Genomic DNA, 17,426 nt, shown 5'->3' with positions numbered 1-17,426 from the left:
GCGGGGGTGCCCGGGACCAGGCCAGGGGCCGACGCGCGAAGGCCGGGTTACGTCTGTGACGTAACCCGGCCTTCGTCGTCCGAGCGGCCTCAGTCCTCGGTCTGGCGGCCGCTGATCTCCGGCGCCATCTGGCCGATGATGCGCTGCAGGTCGTCGACGGACCCGAACTCGACGACGATGCGGCCCTTAGCCCGGCCGATCTGGATCTTCACCTTGGTCTCGAAGGCGTCCGACAGCCGGCCGGCGAGGTCCTCGACCCCGGGGGCACTGAACCGCCGGGCGCGCCGCTTGGCCGAGGGCTGCTCGGCGGCGGCCATCGCGACCGCCTCCTCGGTGGCCCGCACCGACAGCCCCTCGGCGACGATCCGGGTGGCCAGCGCGTCCTGGGCCTCGGCGTCGGCCAGGCCGAGCAGCGCCCGGGCGTGCCCGGCGGAGATGACCCCGGCCGCGACCCGCGTCTGGACCTTCACCGGCAGCTTCAGCAGCCGGATGGTGTTGGTGACCTGCGACCGGCTGCGGCCGATGCGCTGCGCCAGCTCCTCGTGGGTGGCGCCGAACTCCTCCAGCAGCTGCTGGTAGGCCGCGGCCTCCTCCAGCGGGTTGAGCTGGACGCGGTGGATGTTCTCCAGCAGGGCGTCCCGGAGCAGGGCGTCGTCCGTGGTGTCGCGGACGATGGCCGGCACGGTGTCCAGCTCGGCGGCGCGGGCGGCCCGCAGCCGCCGCTCGCCCATGATGAGCTCGTAGCCGCCCTCGGTGCGCTCGCGCACCACGATCGGCTGCAGGAGGCCGAACTCCCGGACCGAGTAGGTGAGCTCCTCCAGCGCCTCGTCGTCGAAGACCTGGCGGGGCTGCTTGGGGTTGGGCACGACCTCGCCGACGGCGACCTCGCGCAGCTGCGCCCCGGGGACGCCGACCGCTGCCTCCTCCCGCTGCCGGGCCACGGTCTCGGCCGCCTGGGCCGCCGGCGGCAGCAGGTGCACCGGCGGAGCGGACGGCGCCTCGGCCGCCGGCGCGGGGGCCGCGGCCGCACCGTCCTCGGGCTGCGCGCCCGGCAGCGTCGGCTGCTCGACGGGCGGGGCGCTGGTGGGGATCAGTGCCGCGAGCCCCCGGCCCAGGCCACCGCGCTTGGTCATGCTCGCTCCTCAGGAGAAGAAGGGGGGACGGGCACGGCGGCCGCGTCGGTGTCGGGGAATGCCGCACCCAGCGGCGGCGGGGGGACGGCGGGCATCCCGGGGCCCGTGCGCGAGGCGAGCGGCGGCAACGAGACGCCCCGCTCGGCCAGCTCACGGGCGGCCTCGACGTAGCTCGTCGAGCCGCGGGAGCCGGGGTCGTAGGTGAGCACCGACTGGCCGTAGCCCGGCGCCTCGGACACGCGCACGTTGCGGGGGATCACCGCGTCGAGCACCAGGTCCCCGAAGTGGCTGCGGACCTCCTCCGCGACCTGGTCGGCGAGCTTGGTCCGCGCGTCGTACATCGTCAGCAGGATGGTGCGGACGGCGATGCCCGGGTTGAGGTGCTGGCGCACCAGGTCGATGTTGTTGAGCAGCTGCCCCAGCCCCTCCAGCGCGTAGTACTCGCACTGGATCGGGATGAGCACCTCGTCGCCGGCCACCAGCGCGTTGAGCGTGAGCAGCCCGAGAGACGGCGGGCAGTCCACCAGGACGTAGTGCGGCCGCTGCTCGGCCGGCAGGGCGACGAGGTAGGCCTCGATCGCCCGGCGCAGCCGGTACTCGCGGGCGACGACGGAGACCAGCTCGATCTCCGCGCCGGCGAGGTCGATGGTGGCGGGCACGCAGAGCAGCAGCGGGCTGGCCGTGGTCGGGTGGACCACCTCCGACAGCGAGCTGTCACCCACCAGGGCGTCGTAGACCGACGGCGTCCCGACGGTGTGCTCGACGCCCAGGGCGGTGCTCGTGTTGCCCTGCGGGTCGAGGTCGATCACCAGCGTCCGCAGGCCGTAGAGCGCGAGCGCCACGCCCAGGTTCACCGCCGACGTCGTCTTGCCGACGCCGCCCTTCTGGTTGGCGATGGTGATGACCCGGATCCGCCCCGGCTTGGGGAAGGGCTCCTGGTTGGCCGCGTGCAGCACTCGAGTGGCCCGCAGGGCCTCCATGGCGATGGGGCTGTCGAAGTCCGCTCCGGAGCTGGCCCCCTGGTCGGCGGCGAGGCTGCTCCGCAGCCGCTGGCCCGGGTCGGTCATCTCGGGTCCTTCCTGCCGATCCGTTTCACGTGGAACGGGCTCGGGGAGATGTACGGGTTCCACGTGGAACAGGCGGCAGAAGTCACCGTGGCCCACGCGTCATGACCACCACGGTAGTGGCAGCGTCGCCCAGCTCCGCACCGACAGCCCGAGCGTGGATCTCCCGCATCCCGGCGGCCTCGAGCTCGGGCACCAGGGCAGGCAGCTCCTCCACCGCCCGCGCACCCACCAGGGCGACCAGCAGCGTGCCCGGCCGCATCAGCCCGCGGCACCACGACACCAGGCGGGGGAGCGCCGCCACCGCCCGGGCGGTGACCACGTCGACCGGCCCGACGGCGGTGCGCACGGAGCGCTCCTCGGCCCGCCCGCGGACCACCCGCCACGGGGCCTGCAGCTCGGCGACGACCTCCTCGAGGAACTCCACCCGGCGGGCCATGGGCTCCACCAGCGTGAGCTGGAGGTCCGGCCGGGCCAGCGCCAGCGGGACACCGGGCAGGCCGGCACCGCTACCGACGTCCACCACCCGGGCCCCGGAGGGGACCGCCTCGGCGACGGCGGCGCTGTTGAGCACGTGCCGCTCCCACAACCGCGGCACCTCGCGCGGGCCGATCAGCCCGCGGGTGACGCCGTCGGTGGCCAGCCGGGCCACGTAGCGCTCGGCGTCGGCGACGGCGTCCCCGAACACCGCCCGCGCTACGGGTGGGGCCGGTGGGACGGCCGGGACGTCGGCGGGGGCACTCACCGATCCGGCAGCACCACGACGCGGCGGTTGGGCTCCTCGCCCTCCGACTCGCTGTGCACACCGGCGACGCCGGCGATGACGTCGTGGACGACCTTGCGCTCGAACGGGTTCATCGCCGCCAGCCGCTCCGGCTGCCGGCTCTGCGCCACCCGGCGGGCCGCCTCGGCGGCCAGGGTGGTCAGGTCGGCGCGGCGCTTGGCCCGGAACCCGCTGATGTCGAGCATGAGCCGGCTGCGCACGCCGGTGGACTGCGCCACGGCCAGCCGGGTCAGCTCCTGCAGGGCCTCCAGCACCGAGCCGTCCGCACCGACGAGGTCCTGCAGCTCCCCGCCGACGATCGCGACCGAGGCGCGGTCGCCCTCCACGTCGAGGTCGATGTCCCCGTCCACGTCGAGGATGTCGAGCAGCCGCTCCAGGTAGTCCCCCGCGACGTCGCCCTCGCGCACGAGCAGGTCGTCCCCGCCGTCCTCGTCGTCTGTGTCCGCCGGGTCGACGACGGCGTCGGCGCTGTCGGCGTCCGGGTCGGGCAGGTCCGGCTGGGCCGGTCCGGCGTCGCCGGGCACGGGGCTGAGGACCGCACCCGACGTCGCCTCAGCGGTCACGGACGTGTCTGTGGGGTTCTGCGGGGCGCTCATGGCGTCTCCTCCCGTGGTCGGTCATCCGGGCTTCCCCGGTGGTCGGTGGCCGGCCGGAGCCGGACGGCGCCCGCGCGGACGCCGGTGCGCGCCGTCAGCGGCGCTTGCGCTTGCCCCGGTTGGCCGGGCCCGGGCTGCCGCCGCGGCCGGCGGTGGTCCCGCGTGGCCTGCTGGTCGAACCCTTGCCGCCGGGCGCCTGGCCGTTGGACGAGGCCGCCGACGACCCGCTCGCGCCGTCGGACGACGCGGTACCGGACGGCGTGGTGTCCGACGGCGTGGTGTCGCCGGTCGGGTTGGCCGGGTCCACCGTGGACGACGGCGCCGCGGGACGGCCGGGCTTCGGCCGGACCGGCTTGGCCCCGGGCTTCGGCGCGAGGGTCTTCGGGTCGACAGCGGGCTTGTCGGCGGCCGCCTTGGCCAGCGCCGCGGGGGAGCCGGGCGGCGGCATCTTGCGGAGGATGAAGTACTGCTGCCCCAGCGTCCACAGGTTGTTGGTGAACCAGTAGAGGAGGACGCCGATGGGGAAGAAGAAGCCGGTGACGAAGAGGCTGATCGGCATGCCGTAGAGCAGCAGCTTCTGCACCGTGGCGGCCTGACCCTCGACCGGGCCGGAGCGCTTCATCGTCTGGCGCTGCGTCACGTACGTCGTCACGCACATGATGACGATGAGGATGAAGGCGACGACCCGGATGCTGGTGTAGGTGACCCCGGGCAGCGCGAGGATCGCCGCTTCCTTCTCCCCGGACATGTCGAACGAGGAGGAGATGGGCGCCCCGAAGAACGGCGCCCGCGCGGCCTCGTCGGTGAGCTGGTCGCTCCAGCCGTAGAGGCCCGGCGCACCGGGGGCGAGCCGGCGCAGCACGTGGAACAGCGAGAGGAAGACCGGGATCTGCGGGAGGATCGGCAGGCACCCGGCCAGCGGGTTGACCCCGCGCTCCTTCTGCAGCGCCATCATCGCCTGGCTGAAGCCCTGCTTGTCGCTGCCGTACTGCTTGCGCAGCTTCTGGATCTCCGGCTGGATCTCCTGCATCGCCCGCTGCGACTTGATCTGCTTGACGAACAGCGGGAACAGCAGCACCCGGATCGTGACGACCAGGAAGACGATCGACAGCGCCCAGGCCAGCCCGGACAGGCCCGTCCCGGCCGGGGGGTCACCGAAGACGGCGTCCCACAACGAGTGCCACCGGGCCATGACCCACGAGATGGCGGTGTACAGCCAGTCAAGCAAGGGGGGACTCCTCCTGCGGGGCCCGGGCGGGGGCCGGCGGGGTGGCTCGGTCGGTTCCGGGTGGTGGGGTGCTCACCGGGGGAACGGGGTCGAAGCCCCCGGGGTGCCAGGGCGCGCACTTGAGCAGGCGGCGCAGTGCCAGCCAGCTGCCGCGGGCGGCGCCGTGGACCTCGATCGCCTCGACGGCGTAGGCGCTGCACGTGGGGGCGAACCGGCAGCGCGGCGGCAGCGCCGGGCTGACCGCGCGTTGGTAGAAGCGCACCGCGCCCAGCAGGGCGCGGCCCACCGGTCCCCGCCCGCGCGAGGCAGCGGGGGAGGAACCGGAAGGGACCGCGGCGCCGCTCACGAGGTGCGGGTCCGGGAGCCGAGGAGGCGGTCCAGACCGGCCGCGAGGTCCCGGCGCAGGTCGACCGAGCTCGCGGTCGCCGCCTCGGGACGGGCGCGGACGACGAGGTCGGCCGCTGCGGGCAGCCGGTGCAGCTCGCCCAGGACGACCGCCCGCAGCCGGCGCGTCACGCGGTGCCGGACCACGGAGTTGCCCACGGCCTTGCCCACCACGAAGCCGGCCCGTGGACCGCCGGTCTCGCCGGCGGTGCCGGCGGCCGGAGTCACGGGCCGTTCGGGGAGGTAGTGGAGCACCATGGTCGGCCGTCCGGCACGCCGACCGGACCGGACGACCGCGGTGAACTCCGGACGCCGGCGCAGGCGTGCCTGCGCGGGCAGCACCTCAGGCGGAGAGCTTCTCGCGACCCTTGCGCCGACGGCCGGCGATGATCGCCCGGCCCGCGCGGGTGCGCATACGCAGCCGGAAGCCGTGGGTCTTGGACCGGCGGCGGTTGTTCGGCTGGAACGTGCGCTTGCTCACGAGGTACTCCCACTACACGACATCGACGGTGCGCACCGGCCGGCGGGCAGGCACGCGCGGAGGGACGGTTGGAGCTCGGCAGGACCGGCTCCCCGTCCACAGACTCCCGCCAGCATAGCCGAGGATTCCCCGGTGCCGGAGGGCCGTCCGGACACGGACTCCCCAGGCTCCCCCAGACGCGGCGGTGGGAGCGAACGGCGCGCCGCGGGTTCCCGGCGACACGCCCCGCGCCGCGCCGCGCGGCGCCGCCGGTCTCGTTGCCCGGCTGTGGACGAGGCTGTTAGCGTCGCCGTCGCTCCACACCGGACAACCGCGTCCGGTACCGGGGCCGCCCCGCTGGGTCGACCGACCACCGCGCTCCTCGAACAACCTCTCGACCCCCTCCCCGACCAGCGACGACGTCCCTGACCGGCCCGCGCGAGCGGATGCCCGACGAGCGCGTCGTCGACCGTGCACAGCCTGTGGACGACGGTGTGGACACCGTGTGTCCGGCTGTCCACAGCGGGGAACTGCCGAGGGATCGGGCGCGGCGGTGCGCACCCCGCGGCAGTGGCGACGAACACACGGTTTGGGGAGGACACGGTCATGGCCGATGCCACGGTGGACCTGGCGACGGTCTGGGACCAGATCCGCGAGCGGCTGGCGACGAGTCTGTCCCCGCAGCAGAACGCGATGCTGAACCTGACCCGGCCGGTCGGGGTGTTCGAGGACACCGCGGTGCTGTCGGCGCCCAACGAGTTCACCCAGACCGTGCTCGAGTCGCGCATGCGGCGGGTGCTGGCCGAGGCGCTGTCCGAGCAGCTCGGTCGCGACATCCGCGTCGCCGTCCAGGTGGAGGACACCCCGGCCCAGCCCGAGGAGGAGCCGCGCCCGGAGGTCCCGACCCGGCGGCCGTGGTCCGCCGTCGAGGCCCAGCGCGCCGAGGAGGACCGCGAGACCCGCGACCGCACCGACGACGGGCGCAGCGCCTTCGGCGTCCGGGCCGACGTCACGCGCCCCCTGACCTGGGAGCGCGACGCGGCCGAGCGCCCCGGTCTCCCGGAGCGGCCCGCGCCCGAGCGGGACGAGGAGGACCGGCCGGCCACCGACTGGAGCCCCCCGACGCGCCGGGCCGCCGGCCGCGGCACCCGGGGTGCCGACCGTGACTGGGGCGGCGGGGACGTGGACGAGGACGGCGCCGCCGTCCTGCCCTTCGACCTCGAGCCCACCGGCCGGGACGACGACGCACCGTCGGCGAGCGGTCGCGGCCGCCGCGGTGAGGGCCGCGGAGCGGGTGGGCGCGGAGGCGACGCCGTCCCGCTGTTCGGGGACCGTCGCGCGCCGGCCGGTGCCCAGGACCCGGGGCTGAACCCCAAGTACGTCTTCGACAGTTTCGTCATCGGCAACAGCAACCGGTTCGCCCACGCCGCGGCGGTCGCGGTGGCCGAGGCACCGGCGCGGGCCTACAACCCGCTGTTCATCTACGGCGACTCCGGGCTGGGCAAGACCCACCTGCTGCACGCGATCGGGCACTACGCGGCGCGGATGTTCCCCAACGTGCGGGTGCGGTACGTGAGCACCGAGGAGTTCACCAACGAGTTCATCAACCTGGTGCACTCCGGCCGGGCCGAGGACTTCCGCCGTCGCTACCGGGACATCGACTTCCTGCTCATCGACGACATCCAGTTCCTGGAGCGTGCCGAGCGGACGCAGGAGGAGTTCTTCCACACCTTCAACACGCTGCACAACGCCAGCAAGCAGATCGTCATCACCTCCGACCGGGCGCCGAAGAAGCTGACCACGCTGGAGGACCGGCTGCGGACCCGCTTCGAGTGGGGCCTCATCACCGACGTCCAGGCGCCGGACCTGGAGACCCGCATCGCGATCCTGCGGAAGAAGGCCTACGGCGAGCGGCTCCAGGTGCCCGACCCGGTGCTGGAGTTCATCGCCAGCAAGGTGCAGACCAACATCCGCGAGCTCGAGGGCGCGCTGATCCGGGTGACGGCGTTCGCGTCGCTGAACAAGCAGCAGGTGGACCTGCCGCTGGCCGAGCTGGTGCTCAAGGACCTCATCAGCGACGAGCAGGGCCCGCAGATCACCGCGGCGATCATCATGGCCGCGACCGCGGAGTACTTCTCCGTGACGATGGAGGAGCTGCAGGGCTCCAACCGCAGCCGCACGCTGGTCAACGCCCGGCAGATCGCGATGTACCTGTGCCGGGAGCTCACCGAGCTGTCCCTGCCGCGGATCGGTGCCTCCTTCGGCGGCAAGGACCACACCACGGTCATGCACGCGGTGAAGAAGATCACCAACCTGATGAGCGAGCGCCGGGCCACGTACACCCAGGTCACCGAGCTGACCGCCCGCATCAAGAGCCGCGCCCGCCAGTAACCCCGCCGGGGACCGCCGCCGGTCGGAGGCCGCTCGGGCGCGGCCGGGGACGCCGGGTGAGGGGCGCCGGGTGAGGCCGCTGGCCGTGGTGAGCCGGGCACCGGGCCGGGAACGGCAGCCGGCGGGGAGTGGACCGGTCGCGGAGGCCCGGAGGGGTCTCCCGGCCAGGACACGGGTGGGGCTCCACGGCGGCCGGGAACCCTCGTTGGCCGCGGTGCGGTCCGGAGGACCGCCGTGTCACGACGGTCAGCACGGTCGACTTCTCCACACCTGTGCACAAGCGTGTGCATGGCGTCAGGGCACGTCTGCGCCCGGGATGCCGCGGTGACCGGCCGGGCGCCGGTCGACTCGTCGACGAGCTGTCCCCAGGGATGTGCACAGTCTGGGGGTATCTCGTAGGGAGGACCTCACGCGTCGTGACGCCGGTCCGTGGGCGTGCCGTCGTCGGTTCGTCGTCCTCCCGTCACCCGCACGTCCTTGACCTGCTGGTATGCGACCGGCCTCCGTCAGGTCCCGGATCGGCCGCGTCGGTGGGGCCGGCGTCGTGCACAGCACCTGGGGACGGGCACTGGGGGAACCAGGGGACAGCAGGTGGAGAGACGACGGTCGGTGTGCACAGTCGTCGAGATGTCCACGTGTCGACAACAGATGACGCTGCTGCACCCACAGTCGGCCAACATGTCGACTTCGGCCCTGACCTGGGCAGAAGTGCTCGATCCCCAGCTTCCACACCAGTGATGACGAGGATGAGGGAGTTCTCTCGATGAGTTCTCGAACCACATTCAGGGTGGGGAAGCAGGGTCTGCAGGGGCTGGAGCGCACCTGATCGGGGCAGCGGTCACCCGCAAGTCAGGAGTACAAGGCACGATGAGCACCGCAGTAGGAGCAGCACGGACAGAGCTGGGGTGGATCAGGTCATGAAGTTCCGGGTGGCACGTGAGGTGCTCGCCGATGCCGTCGCATGGACGGCGCGCAGCCTGCCGCCCCGGCCGTCGGTGCCGGTGCTGGCCGGCATCCTGCTCGAGGTCGACGGCAGCCAGCTGTCGGTGAGCGGGTTCGACTACGAGGTCTCCGCGCGCGCGGAGGTCGACGTGCAGGCCACCGAGAGCGGCCGCACCCTCGTGCCCGGCCGGCTGCTGGCGGAGATCACCCGGGCGCTGCCGCCGCACCCGGTCGACATCACCGCCGAGGGGCCGCGGCTGTCCATCGCCTGTGGCAACGCGCGGTTCAGCCTGCCGACGCTGCCGGTGGAGGACTACCCCTCCCTGCCGTCGATGCCGTCCTCGGCCGGTGTGGTGGACAGCGACGTCTTCGCCGAGGCGGTCGGGCAGGTCGCCGTCGCCGCCGGCCGCGACGACACCCTGCCGATGCTCACCGGCGTCCGGCTGGAGATCGACGACGACCTGGTCACCCTCGCGGCGACCGACCGCTACCGGCTGGCGGTCCGTGAGTTCGCCTGGCGCCCGGAGTCCCCGGGGCTGTCCGCGGCGGTGCTCGTCCCCGCCCGCACGCTGGCCGACGCGGCGAAGACGCTGACCAGCGGCCCGGAGATCACCCTGTCGCTGTCCTCGGGCAGCTCGGGGGAGGGCATCCTCGGCCTCTCGGGCAAGGACCGGCAGACCACGACGCGGCTGCTGGACGCCGAGTTCGTCAAGTACCGCGCGATCATGCCCAACGAGTCGCACGCCAACGCGGTGCTCCCGGTGGGCCTGTTCACCGACGCCGCCAAGCGCGTCGCCCTCGTCGCCGAGCGGGGCACGCCGCTGCGCTGCGAGTTCACGCCGGGTCAGGTCACCCTGCGGGCCGGCGGCAGTGACGACGAGGGGCAGGCCGAGGAGCGCTGCGACGTCGAGTTCGACGGCGAGCCGCTGACCATCGGCTTCAACCCGACGTTCCTGCTCGACGGGCTGGCCGCGGTGCACACGCCGCGGGCGCGGATGGACTTCACCAGCCCGCTCAAGCCCGCCGTCCTCTCCGGGGTGGAGGAGCCGGCGGCCGACGACGACGGCGCCGCCGCGGCGGCCGAGCGCCCCGGCAGCTACCGCTACCTGATCATGCCGGTGCGCCTGCCCGGCTGAGGAACCAGTCGCGCCCCGGCCGGTGCCGAGGCAGGCTCTCCTGCAGGGTCCCGCCACGAGCCTGCGAGTGGTGGGGGGCAGGAGGGTCCTTCTATCTCGAGGAGAGGACGTCGTCGTGCAGCTGGGGCTGATCGGGCTGGGCAAGATGGGCGGCAACATGCGCGAGCGGCTGCGCCGCGCCGGCCACGAGGTCGTCGGCTTCGACCACCACCCGGACAGGCGGGACGTCGACAGCCTGCCCGCCCTGGTGGAGGCGCTGTCGGCACCGCGCGTGGTGTGGGTGATGGTGCCGGCGGGTGAGCCCACCAAGGCGACGGTGAAGGAACTGGCCGAGCTGCTGAGCCCCGGCGACGTGATCGTCGACGGCGGCAACTCGAAGTACACCGACGACCAGGTCCACGACGTGCTGTGCCGCGAGAAGGGCATCGGCTACGTCGACGCCGGCGTCTCCGGTGGGGTGTGGGGTCTGGAGAACGGCTACGCGCTGATGGTCGGCGGCACGAAGGACGACGTCGCCAAGGTGCAGCCGGTCTTCGACGCCCTCAAGCCGCCGGCGCCGAAGGACGCGTCGGGCCAGGAGCTGCCGGGCGCGGGCTTCGTGCACGCCGGCCCGGTGGGCGCCGGCCACTTCTCGAAGATGGTCCACAACGGCATCGAGTACGCGATGATGCAGGCCTACGGCGAGGGCTACGAGCTGCTGGCCGCCGTCGACCTCATCGAGGACGTCCCCGGCGTGGTCAAGTCCTGGACCCAGGGCACCGTCATCCGCTCCTGGCTGCTGGACCTGCTGGTCCGCGCCCTGGATGAGGACCCGGAGCTCGACCGCATCAAGGGCTACGCGGAGGACTCCGGCGAGGGCCGCTGGACCGTCGAGCAGGCCATCGAGAACGCCGTCCCCATGCCGACGATCGCCGCCTCGCTGTTCGCCCGCTTCTCCTCGCGCCAGGAGGACTCGCCGACGATGAAGGCCGTCGCCGCGCTGCGCCAGCAGTTCGGCGGGCACGCCGTGCACGCGGTGCAGGCGCAGGAGGCCGAGCGCCCGGCATGAGAGAGGACCCCCCTGCCCCCCACCACTCGCAGGCTCGCGGCGGGGCCCTGCAGGGGGGCCGTTCCAGCGCCTCACCACGGGGACGCTGAGGTGTACCTGCGCCACCTGCAGCTCGGCTCGTTCCGCAACTGGGACCGCGTGGACCTCGCCCTGCGCCCCGGGCCGACGGTCGTCGTCGGCCGCAACGGCGAGGGCAAGACCAACCTGGTCGAGGCGGTCGGCTACCTGGCCACGATGAGCAGCCACCGGGTCTCCTCGGACGCACCCCTGGTCCGCCAGGGCGCCGCGCAGGCGGTGGTGCGCGCGGCGCTGCGCCGCGAGGACCGTGAACTGCTCGTCGAGATCGAGATCAACCCCGGCCGGGCCAACCGCGTCCGGGTCAACCGGGCGCCGCTGCCCCGGCCACGCGAGCTGCTGGGCCTGGTCAAGTCGGTCCTGTTCGCCCCGGAGGACCTCGTGCTGGTCCGGGGCGACCCCGCCGAGCGGCGCCGGTTCCTCGACGACCTGCTGGTCAGCCGGACGCCGCGGCTGGCCGGTGTGCGCAGTGACTACGACCGGGTGCTCAAGCAGCGCAACGCCCTGCTCAAGACCGCGCGGCTGGCCCGCGGCAACGCCCTCGCGACCCTCGACGTCTGGGACGGTCACCTGATCGACCTCGGGGGTCAGCTGCTGGCTGCCCGCCTGCGGCTGGTCGCCGATCTCGGTCCGCACGTGGCCCGCGCCTACGCCGGGGTGGCCGGGGCCGACGCCGCGGTGGCGGCGCTGGGCTACGCCAGCACCGTGCCGCTGGCCGGTGACGGCACCCCGCCGGCCGAGGGGGCGCGGCTGCCCGACGCGGCCGAGCTCAGCACGGCGCTGCGGGAGCGGGTCGCCGAGCGGCGCGGCGAGGAGGTGGACCGGGGGATGACCCTGGTCGGGCCGCACCGCGACGACCTCGTCCTCTCCCTCGGCACCCTGCCGGCCAAGGGGTTCGCCAGCCACGGGGAGTCCTGGTCGCTGGCGCTGGCCCTCAAGCTCGGCTGCTTCGAGCTGCTGCGGGCCGACGGCGAGGAGCCGGTGCTCGTGCTGGACGACGTCTTCGCCACCCTGGACGCCGACCGGCGTGCGGCGCTGGCCGCGGTCGCCCGGTCCGCGGAGCAGACGCTCATCACCGCCGCGGTGCTCGACGACGTCCCTGCCGAGCTGCGCGGCACGGTCGTGCAGGTCGCCGGTGGGCAGGTGGTTCCGCTGGCCGCCGGGGCCGCCGAGGATGGGGCCGTGGACGCCGCGGTGCTCGAGGAGGAGGTCCGGTGACCGCTGACCCGCCGTCCCGGCCCAGCGACATCGCCCGCGCGGCGCTGGAGGCCGCGCGCGCTGCCTCGGCCGCCCGGCCTCGCCCGACGCGGCGGCGGATCGCCGGGCCGCGCCGGGCCTGGACCGGCCCCCGGCCGGGGGACGACGACCCGCAGCCGCTGGGCCGGCTGGTCGACTCGCTGGTCACCGCGCAGGACTGGAGCGCCCACACCAAGGTCGGCGCCGTCTTCGGCCGCTGGTCGGCGCTGGTCGGGCCGGACATCGCCGCGCACTGCACCCCGCAGACCCTCACGGAGGGTGAGCTGCTGGTCGTCGCCGAGTCCACCGCGTGGGCGACCCAGCTGCGGCTGCTCGCCCCGACGATCCTCGGCCGGCTGCGCGCCTCGGTGGGCGGGGACGTCGTGACCCGCCTGCGCGTTGTCGGACCGACGGCCCCGAGCTGGAAGAAGGGCCCGCGGTCGGTCCGCGGGCGGGGGCCCCGGGACACGTACGGATAGGAGCCGGTCCGAGGCGGGCCGCTCCGGGAGGACGATGCAGCGATGAGCAGCCCGCGCGACCGCGACGGCTTCGACGACCGGCACGACGACGGCAGCGGCTGGCGGGAGCCGTCCCACCTGGGCGAGGGGGACGCCGCACGGTCCCCCGGGCGGCCGGCCGACGGTCCCGCGCAGTCGCCGGACGACGGCGCCCCCTGGCAGCCGCCGGGCTGGGACCTGCCGGCCGCGGAGCCGGCCCGGCCGGCTCCCTCCGGCGCCTCCGCCCCCGTCCCGCCGGACGACGACCGGACGCCGTGGGGTCCGCCACCGGTGGACCAGCCGGCGCGCGGGGGCCTGTTCGGCAGCCGGCGGCCGCGGCAGCCCGGCGAGGTGGAACGGGTCTTCGCCTACCAGGGCGATCCGGTCGGTGCGCAGGGCTGGGCGGTCCAGCACGGCTGGGCGATCTCCGACGGCACCGGCCCCGAGGACGCCGCCCTCGCCGGGCTGGTCGCCTCCGCGCCGGTCCGGGCGACCAAGGACCACCGGCCGGCCGGGGTGATGCGCGGCCGCTACGGCTCCACCGAGCTCGTCGCGTTCGACGTCCTGTACGCCTCGGGCCGGTACGCGGTGCCGGAGTACGCGGTCACCGCCGCGCCGGTGCTCGTCCCCGTCCCGTCGCTGCGGCTCTCGCCCGCCCGCTTCTGGAAGCACCGCACCGGCGGCCTGGTGCAGGTGCCGAGCGGCGACCCGGAGTTCGACGCGCGGTGGGTGCTGCTGGCCGCCGAGGACGGTCCGGTGACCCGCCGGCTGGTGGCGGACGCGACGGTGCGCGGCCTGCTGCTCAACACCGACGACGGTGACGAGTTCTGGACGTCGCCCGGTCAGGGCGCCGCCTGGGAGGGCGGCTTCGTCGCCGCGATCCGGCCCGACGGCCACCGGCCCGAGCTCATCGAGCACCACGCACGCCTGCTGACCGCGATCGTCGGCGCCCTCACCGCCGGCTCGTGAGCGACGCCGCCGGCGCCGCGCAGGCCGCCGCTCCCGGCGCGGAACCGGCCGCCGATCCGGCCACGGGAGCCGCCGCCGATCCCGGCCAGGTGGCGGCCCCGGCGGCGGGGGTGCGGGAGCTGCTCCCACTGCTGCGCCCGCACCGCGGACCGCTGCTCGGCGCCGCCGCGCTGTCCCTGGTGGCGGCCGCCGGCGCGCTGGCCCAGCCGGCGCTGGTGGCGCGGGTCATCGAGGCGGTCGGGGCCGGCCGGGCGCTGCTGCCCGCGGTGGTCACGCTGGTCCTCGTCCTCGTGGCCGCCTCGGCGCTGTCGGCGTTCCAGCAGTACCTGCTCCAGCGCACCGCCGAGGGCGTGGTGCTCACCACCCGCCGGACGGTGGCCGACCGGCTGCTGCGGCTGCCGATCGCCGAGTACGACCGGCGGCGCACCGGGGACCTCATGTCGCGGGTGGGAGCGGACACCACGCTCCTGCGCGCCACCGTCACCTCCGGCGTCGTCGACATCGCCGGGTCGGTCGTGGTCGGCGTCGGTGCCCTCGTGGCGATGGCGCTGGTCGACGGCTGGCTGCTGCTGGTCACCGTCGTCGCGGTCGCCGTCGGCGTGGCCGTCGTCGCCTCGGTGACCCGGGGCGTGCGCCGGCTGTCGCGGCAGGCGCAGGAGGAGGTCGGCGCGATGAGCGCCGCGGTGGAGCGGGCCCTGTCGGCGGTCCGCACCATCCGTGCGAGCGGCGCCACCACCCGCGAGGTCGACGTCGTCGGCGCCGGCGCGGGCCGGGCCCACGCGGCCGGGGTGCGGGTGGCCCGGCTGGAGGCGCTGGTCTCCCCGGCGGGCTCGATCGCGGTCCAGGGTGCGTTCCTCGCCGTCCTGGGGCTCGGCGGATACCGGGTGGCCGCGGGCTCGATCGCCGTCGCCGACCTGGTCGCGTTCGTCCTGTACCTGTTCCTGCTGGTCATGCCGCTGGGCCAGGCGATCGGGGCGTGGACCCAGCTGCAGACCGGCCTGGGCGCGCTCGCCCGCATCCAGGAGGTGCTCGGCCTGGCGCCGGAGGAGGACGCCCGGCCGGAGCGGGGCGGTGCCGCCGTCGCGGTCCCGCCGGGGCCGCCGTCCCGGGAGGTGCCGCTGCTCGAGCTGGACGACGTCTCCTTCGCCTACGCGGACGGCACCGAGGTGCTGCGCGGGGTGTCGCTGGCGGTGCCGGCCGGCAGCCGGGTGGCGCTGGTCGGGCCGTCGGGCGCGGGCAAGTCGACGGTGCTGGCGCTGGTCGAGGGCTTCTACCCGCTGACCGGTGGGGCGATCCGGTGGGCCGGCACCGACGTGCGCGACCTGCCACGGGCCGGGCTGCGGGCGCGGCTGGGCTACGTCGAGCAGGAGGCCCCGGTGCTGGCCGGCTCGGTGCGCGACAACCTGCTGCTGGCCGCCCCGGACGCCACCGACCCGGAGCTGTGGGCGGTGCTGGCCGACGTCGGGCTCACCGACGTGGTGCAGCGCTCGCCGCGCGGGCTCGACGTCCCGGTGGGGGACGAGGGCGTGCTGCTCTCGGGTGGGGAGCGGCAGCGGCTGGCGATCGCCCGCTCGCTGCTGGCCCGGCCGGCGCTGCTGCTGCTCGACGAGCCGACCGCCAGCCTCGACGCCCGCAACGAGCAGCTGCTGCGGCAGACCCTCGCCGCGGCGGCCGAGGACCGCGCGCTGCTCGTCGTGGCCCACCGGCTGTCGACGGTGCTGGACAGCGACCAGATCGTGGTGCTCGACGGCGGCCGTGTGGTCGCCCGGGGCACGCACGCCGAGCTGGTCGACTCCAGCCCGCTCTACCGCGAGCTCGCCGCCGCCCAGCTGCTCGTGTAGCCGGCGCCATGCCGAGCGGGTGCGCCGAGGCCCGGTTCCCGGCCGCGCACCTCCGCCTCAGCGCACCTGCTCAGGCCGCGGCGCGCGCCTCGCCGAGCGCCTCGGCCTCCCGGCAGACGTTGCGCAGCATGCCGCCGAACACGAAGCCGTGGAACGGCACGAGTGCCCACCAGTACACGTGCCCGAACAACCCGTTCGGCTTGAAGGTGGCCTTCTGCCGCAGCCGGGTGCGCCCGCCCTCCTGTTCCACGTGGAACTCCAGCCAGGCCAGCCCGGGCACCCGCATCTCGGCGCGCAGCCGCAGCAGCCGGCCGGGCTCGATCTCCTCGACCCGCCAGAAGTCCAGGGCGTCGCCGACGTAGAGCCGCGACGGCGAGCGCCGTCCCCGGCGCAGTCCCACCCCGCCGACCGCCCGGTCCAGCCAGCCGCGGACCTCCCAGGCGAGGGGGAACGAGTACCAGCCGTTCTCGCCGCCGATCCCCTCGACCACCCGCCACAGGGCGGACGGCGCGGCGTCGGTCGCGCGGGTGCGCTCGTCGACGTAGAGGCTGCCACCGGCCCAGTCGGGGTCGGTGGGCAGCGGGTCCGACGGCGCCCCGGGCACCGACGCCGAGGACCAGCGGGTGTCCACCGCGGCCTCCCGGACCCGCTGGATGGCCAGCCGCACCGCCTCGTCGAAGCCGAGCAGCCCCTCGGCCGGGTCCGGGACGTAGGCCGCGATGTCGTGCTCGCGGCAGACCACGGTGTTGCGCAGGGACTCCACCAGCGGACGGGCGATGCCGGCCGGCACCGGCGTGACCAGCCCGACCCAGTGGCTGGACAGCGACGGGGTGAACAGCGGCACCGGCAGGATCCGCCGCCGCGGCAGCCCGGCCACGGCCGCGAACCGCTGCATCATCGCGGCGTAGTCCATGACGTCGGGCCCGCCGATGTCGAAGCACCGGTGGACGTCGGCCGGCAGGGTGGCGCAGCCGACCAGGTAGCGCAGCACGTCGCGGATCGCGATCGGCTGGATGCGGCTGTGCACCCACCGCGGCGTGACCATCACCGGCAGCCGCTCGGTCAGGTACCGCAGCATCTCGAACGACGCCGAGCCCGAGCCGAGCACCACCGCGGCCCGCAGGACGACGGTCGGGACGCCGGAGTCGAGCAGGATCCGCGCCACCTCCGCGCGCGAGCGCAGGTGCGGGGACAGCTCCTCGTCGGCCGGCTCGAGCCCGCCCAGGTAGACCAGCCGGCCCACCCCGGCCGCCCGGGCGGCACGCGCCACGACCCCCGCCGTCCGCCGGTCGGTCTCCTCGAACTCCCGGCCGCTGCCCAGCGCGTGGACCAGGTAGTAGACGACGTCGACCCCGGCGCAGGCGGCCGCGACCGCCTCGGCGTCCCCGGCGTCGGCGCGGGCCACCTCCACCCGGCCGGCCCACGGGTGGTCGCGCAGCCGCTCCGGCGAGCGCGTCATGACCCGCACCCGGTGGCCGGCGGCGAGCAGCTCGGGCACCAGCCGGCCCCCGATGTAGCCGGTGGCCCCGGTGACGAGGCAGGTCTTCGCGGCGTCGGACTCGGCCATGCCCCGAGTGTCGGCCGTCCCGGGGCGCCGTGCTCGGGTCGCGGGCGGGACCGCCACCCGCCACGATCGACAGCA

At 74.9% G+C, this 17,426-nt stretch carries 16 protein-coding genes; 7 read left to right on the top strand and 9 right to left on the bottom strand.

Annotated elements, in window-relative coordinates; all coding sequences use genetic code 11:
• Nucleotides 1-89: 89 nt before the first annotated feature.
• The 8 genes from ACI78Q_RS03140 to rpmH all read right to left on the bottom strand — a co-directional run bounded on the left by ACI78Q_RS03140 (nucleotide 90) and on the right by rpmH (nucleotide 5,670).
• A complete protein-coding gene (locus ACI78Q_RS03140; RefSeq protein WP_456921859.1) occupies nucleotides 90-1,133 on the bottom strand; it encodes a ParB/RepB/Spo0J family partition protein in 1,044 nt (347 codons plus the stop codon).
• Nucleotides 1,130-2,200, bottom strand: a complete 1,071-nt coding sequence (locus ACI78Q_RS03135) for an AAA family ATPase (protein WP_456921858.1) — start codon at nucleotides 2,198-2,200, stop codon at nucleotides 1,130-1,132. Before ACI78Q_RS03135 ends, ACI78Q_RS03140 begins: the two co-directional genes overlap by 4 nt.
• An 82-nt stretch (nucleotides 2,201-2,282) precedes the next feature.
• On the bottom strand, nucleotides 2,283-2,942 hold the full coding sequence (rsmG, locus tag ACI78Q_RS03130) for a 16S rRNA (guanine(527)-N(7))-methyltransferase RsmG (RefSeq protein ID WP_456921857.1): 660 nt from the start codon (nucleotides 2,940-2,942) through the stop codon (nucleotides 2,283-2,285).
• A complete protein-coding gene (locus ACI78Q_RS03125; protein ID WP_456921856.1) occupies nucleotides 2,939-3,577 on the bottom strand; it encodes a Jag family protein in 639 nt (212 codons plus the stop codon). The genes rsmG and ACI78Q_RS03125 overlap by 4 nt, the downstream gene beginning before the upstream one ends.
• Before the next feature lie 94 nt (nucleotides 3,578-3,671).
• The gene (gene yidC, locus ACI78Q_RS03120) at nucleotides 3,672-4,805 is read right to left on the bottom strand and encodes a membrane protein insertase YidC (protein WP_456921855.1); all 1,134 of its coding nucleotides are present in this window, start codon (nucleotides 4,803-4,805) and stop codon (nucleotides 3,672-3,674) included.
• Nucleotides 4,798-5,091, bottom strand: coding sequence for a membrane protein insertion efficiency factor YidD (gene yidD, locus ACI78Q_RS03115; protein ID WP_456921854.1), 294 nt, complete (start codon nucleotides 5,089-5,091; stop codon nucleotides 4,798-4,800). Before yidD ends, yidC begins: the two co-directional genes overlap by 8 nt.
• A 56-nt stretch (nucleotides 5,092-5,147) precedes the next feature.
• On the bottom strand, nucleotides 5,148-5,531 hold the full coding sequence (rnpA, locus tag ACI78Q_RS03110) for a ribonuclease P protein component (RefSeq protein ID WP_456921853.1): 384 nt from the start codon (nucleotides 5,529-5,531) through the stop codon (nucleotides 5,148-5,150).
• A gap of 1 nt (nucleotide 5,532) precedes the next feature.
• Complete coding sequence (gene rpmH, locus ACI78Q_RS03105; RefSeq protein WP_089305879.1) at nucleotides 5,533-5,670, bottom strand: 50S ribosomal protein L34; 138 nt, start codon at nucleotides 5,668-5,670, stop codon at nucleotides 5,533-5,535.
• A gap of 585 nt (nucleotides 5,671-6,255) precedes the next feature.
• Here rpmH and dnaA point away from each other — a divergent pair.
• The 7 genes from dnaA (at nucleotide 6,256) to ACI78Q_RS03070 (ending at nucleotide 15,784) form a co-directional block, all read left to right on the top strand.
• Complete coding sequence (gene dnaA / locus ACI78Q_RS03100; protein WP_456921852.1) at nucleotides 6,256-8,040, top strand: chromosomal replication initiator protein DnaA; 1,785 nt, start codon at nucleotides 6,256-6,258, stop codon at nucleotides 8,038-8,040.
• Between the two features lie 917 nt (nucleotides 8,041-8,957).
• Nucleotides 8,958-10,118: a DNA polymerase III subunit beta gene (gene dnaN / locus ACI78Q_RS03095; RefSeq protein WP_456921851.1), complete on the top strand. Its 1,161-nt coding sequence runs from the start codon at nucleotides 8,958-8,960 to the stop codon at nucleotides 10,116-10,118.
• A 115-nt stretch (nucleotides 10,119-10,233) separates the two neighbouring features.
• A complete protein-coding gene (gnd, locus tag ACI78Q_RS03090; protein ID WP_456921850.1) occupies nucleotides 10,234-11,166 on the top strand; it encodes a phosphogluconate dehydrogenase (NAD(+)-dependent, decarboxylating) in 933 nt (310 codons plus the stop codon).
• Nucleotides 11,167-11,256: 90 nt separating this feature from the next.
• Nucleotides 11,257-12,459 carry a DNA replication/repair protein RecF gene (gene recF, locus ACI78Q_RS03085; protein ID WP_456921849.1) on the top strand — a complete coding sequence of 401 codons (1,203 nt, stop codon included), beginning with the start codon at nucleotides 11,257-11,259 and terminating at the stop codon, nucleotides 12,457-12,459.
• On the top strand, nucleotides 12,456-12,956 hold the full coding sequence (locus tag ACI78Q_RS03080; RefSeq protein WP_456921848.1) for a DUF721 domain-containing protein: 501 nt from the start codon (nucleotides 12,456-12,458) through the stop codon (nucleotides 12,954-12,956). Before recF ends, ACI78Q_RS03080 begins: the two co-directional genes overlap by 4 nt.
• A gap of 42 nt (nucleotides 12,957-12,998) precedes the next feature.
• The gene (locus tag ACI78Q_RS03075; protein WP_456921847.1) at nucleotides 12,999-13,943 is read left to right on the top strand and encodes a hypothetical protein; all 945 of its coding nucleotides are present in this window, start codon (nucleotides 12,999-13,001) and stop codon (nucleotides 13,941-13,943) included.
• Nucleotides 13,940-15,784, top strand: a complete 1,845-nt coding sequence (locus ACI78Q_RS03070) for an ABC transporter ATP-binding protein (protein WP_456921846.1) — start codon at nucleotides 13,940-13,942, stop codon at nucleotides 15,782-15,784. Before ACI78Q_RS03075 ends, ACI78Q_RS03070 begins: the two co-directional genes overlap by 4 nt.
• A gap of 70 nt (nucleotides 15,785-15,854) precedes the next feature.
• Here ACI78Q_RS03070 and ACI78Q_RS03065 read toward each other — a convergent pair whose 3' ends face one another.
• Complete coding sequence (locus tag ACI78Q_RS03065; RefSeq protein ID WP_456921845.1) at nucleotides 15,855-17,351, bottom strand: SDR family oxidoreductase; 1,497 nt, start codon at nucleotides 17,349-17,351, stop codon at nucleotides 15,855-15,857.
• Between the last annotated feature and the right edge of the window lie 75 nt (nucleotides 17,352-17,426).

The sequence above is a fragment of the Geodermatophilus sp. SYSU D00705 genome, from assembly GCF_054050135.1.
This window is presented reverse-complemented; position numbering and strand designations above follow the sequence as displayed.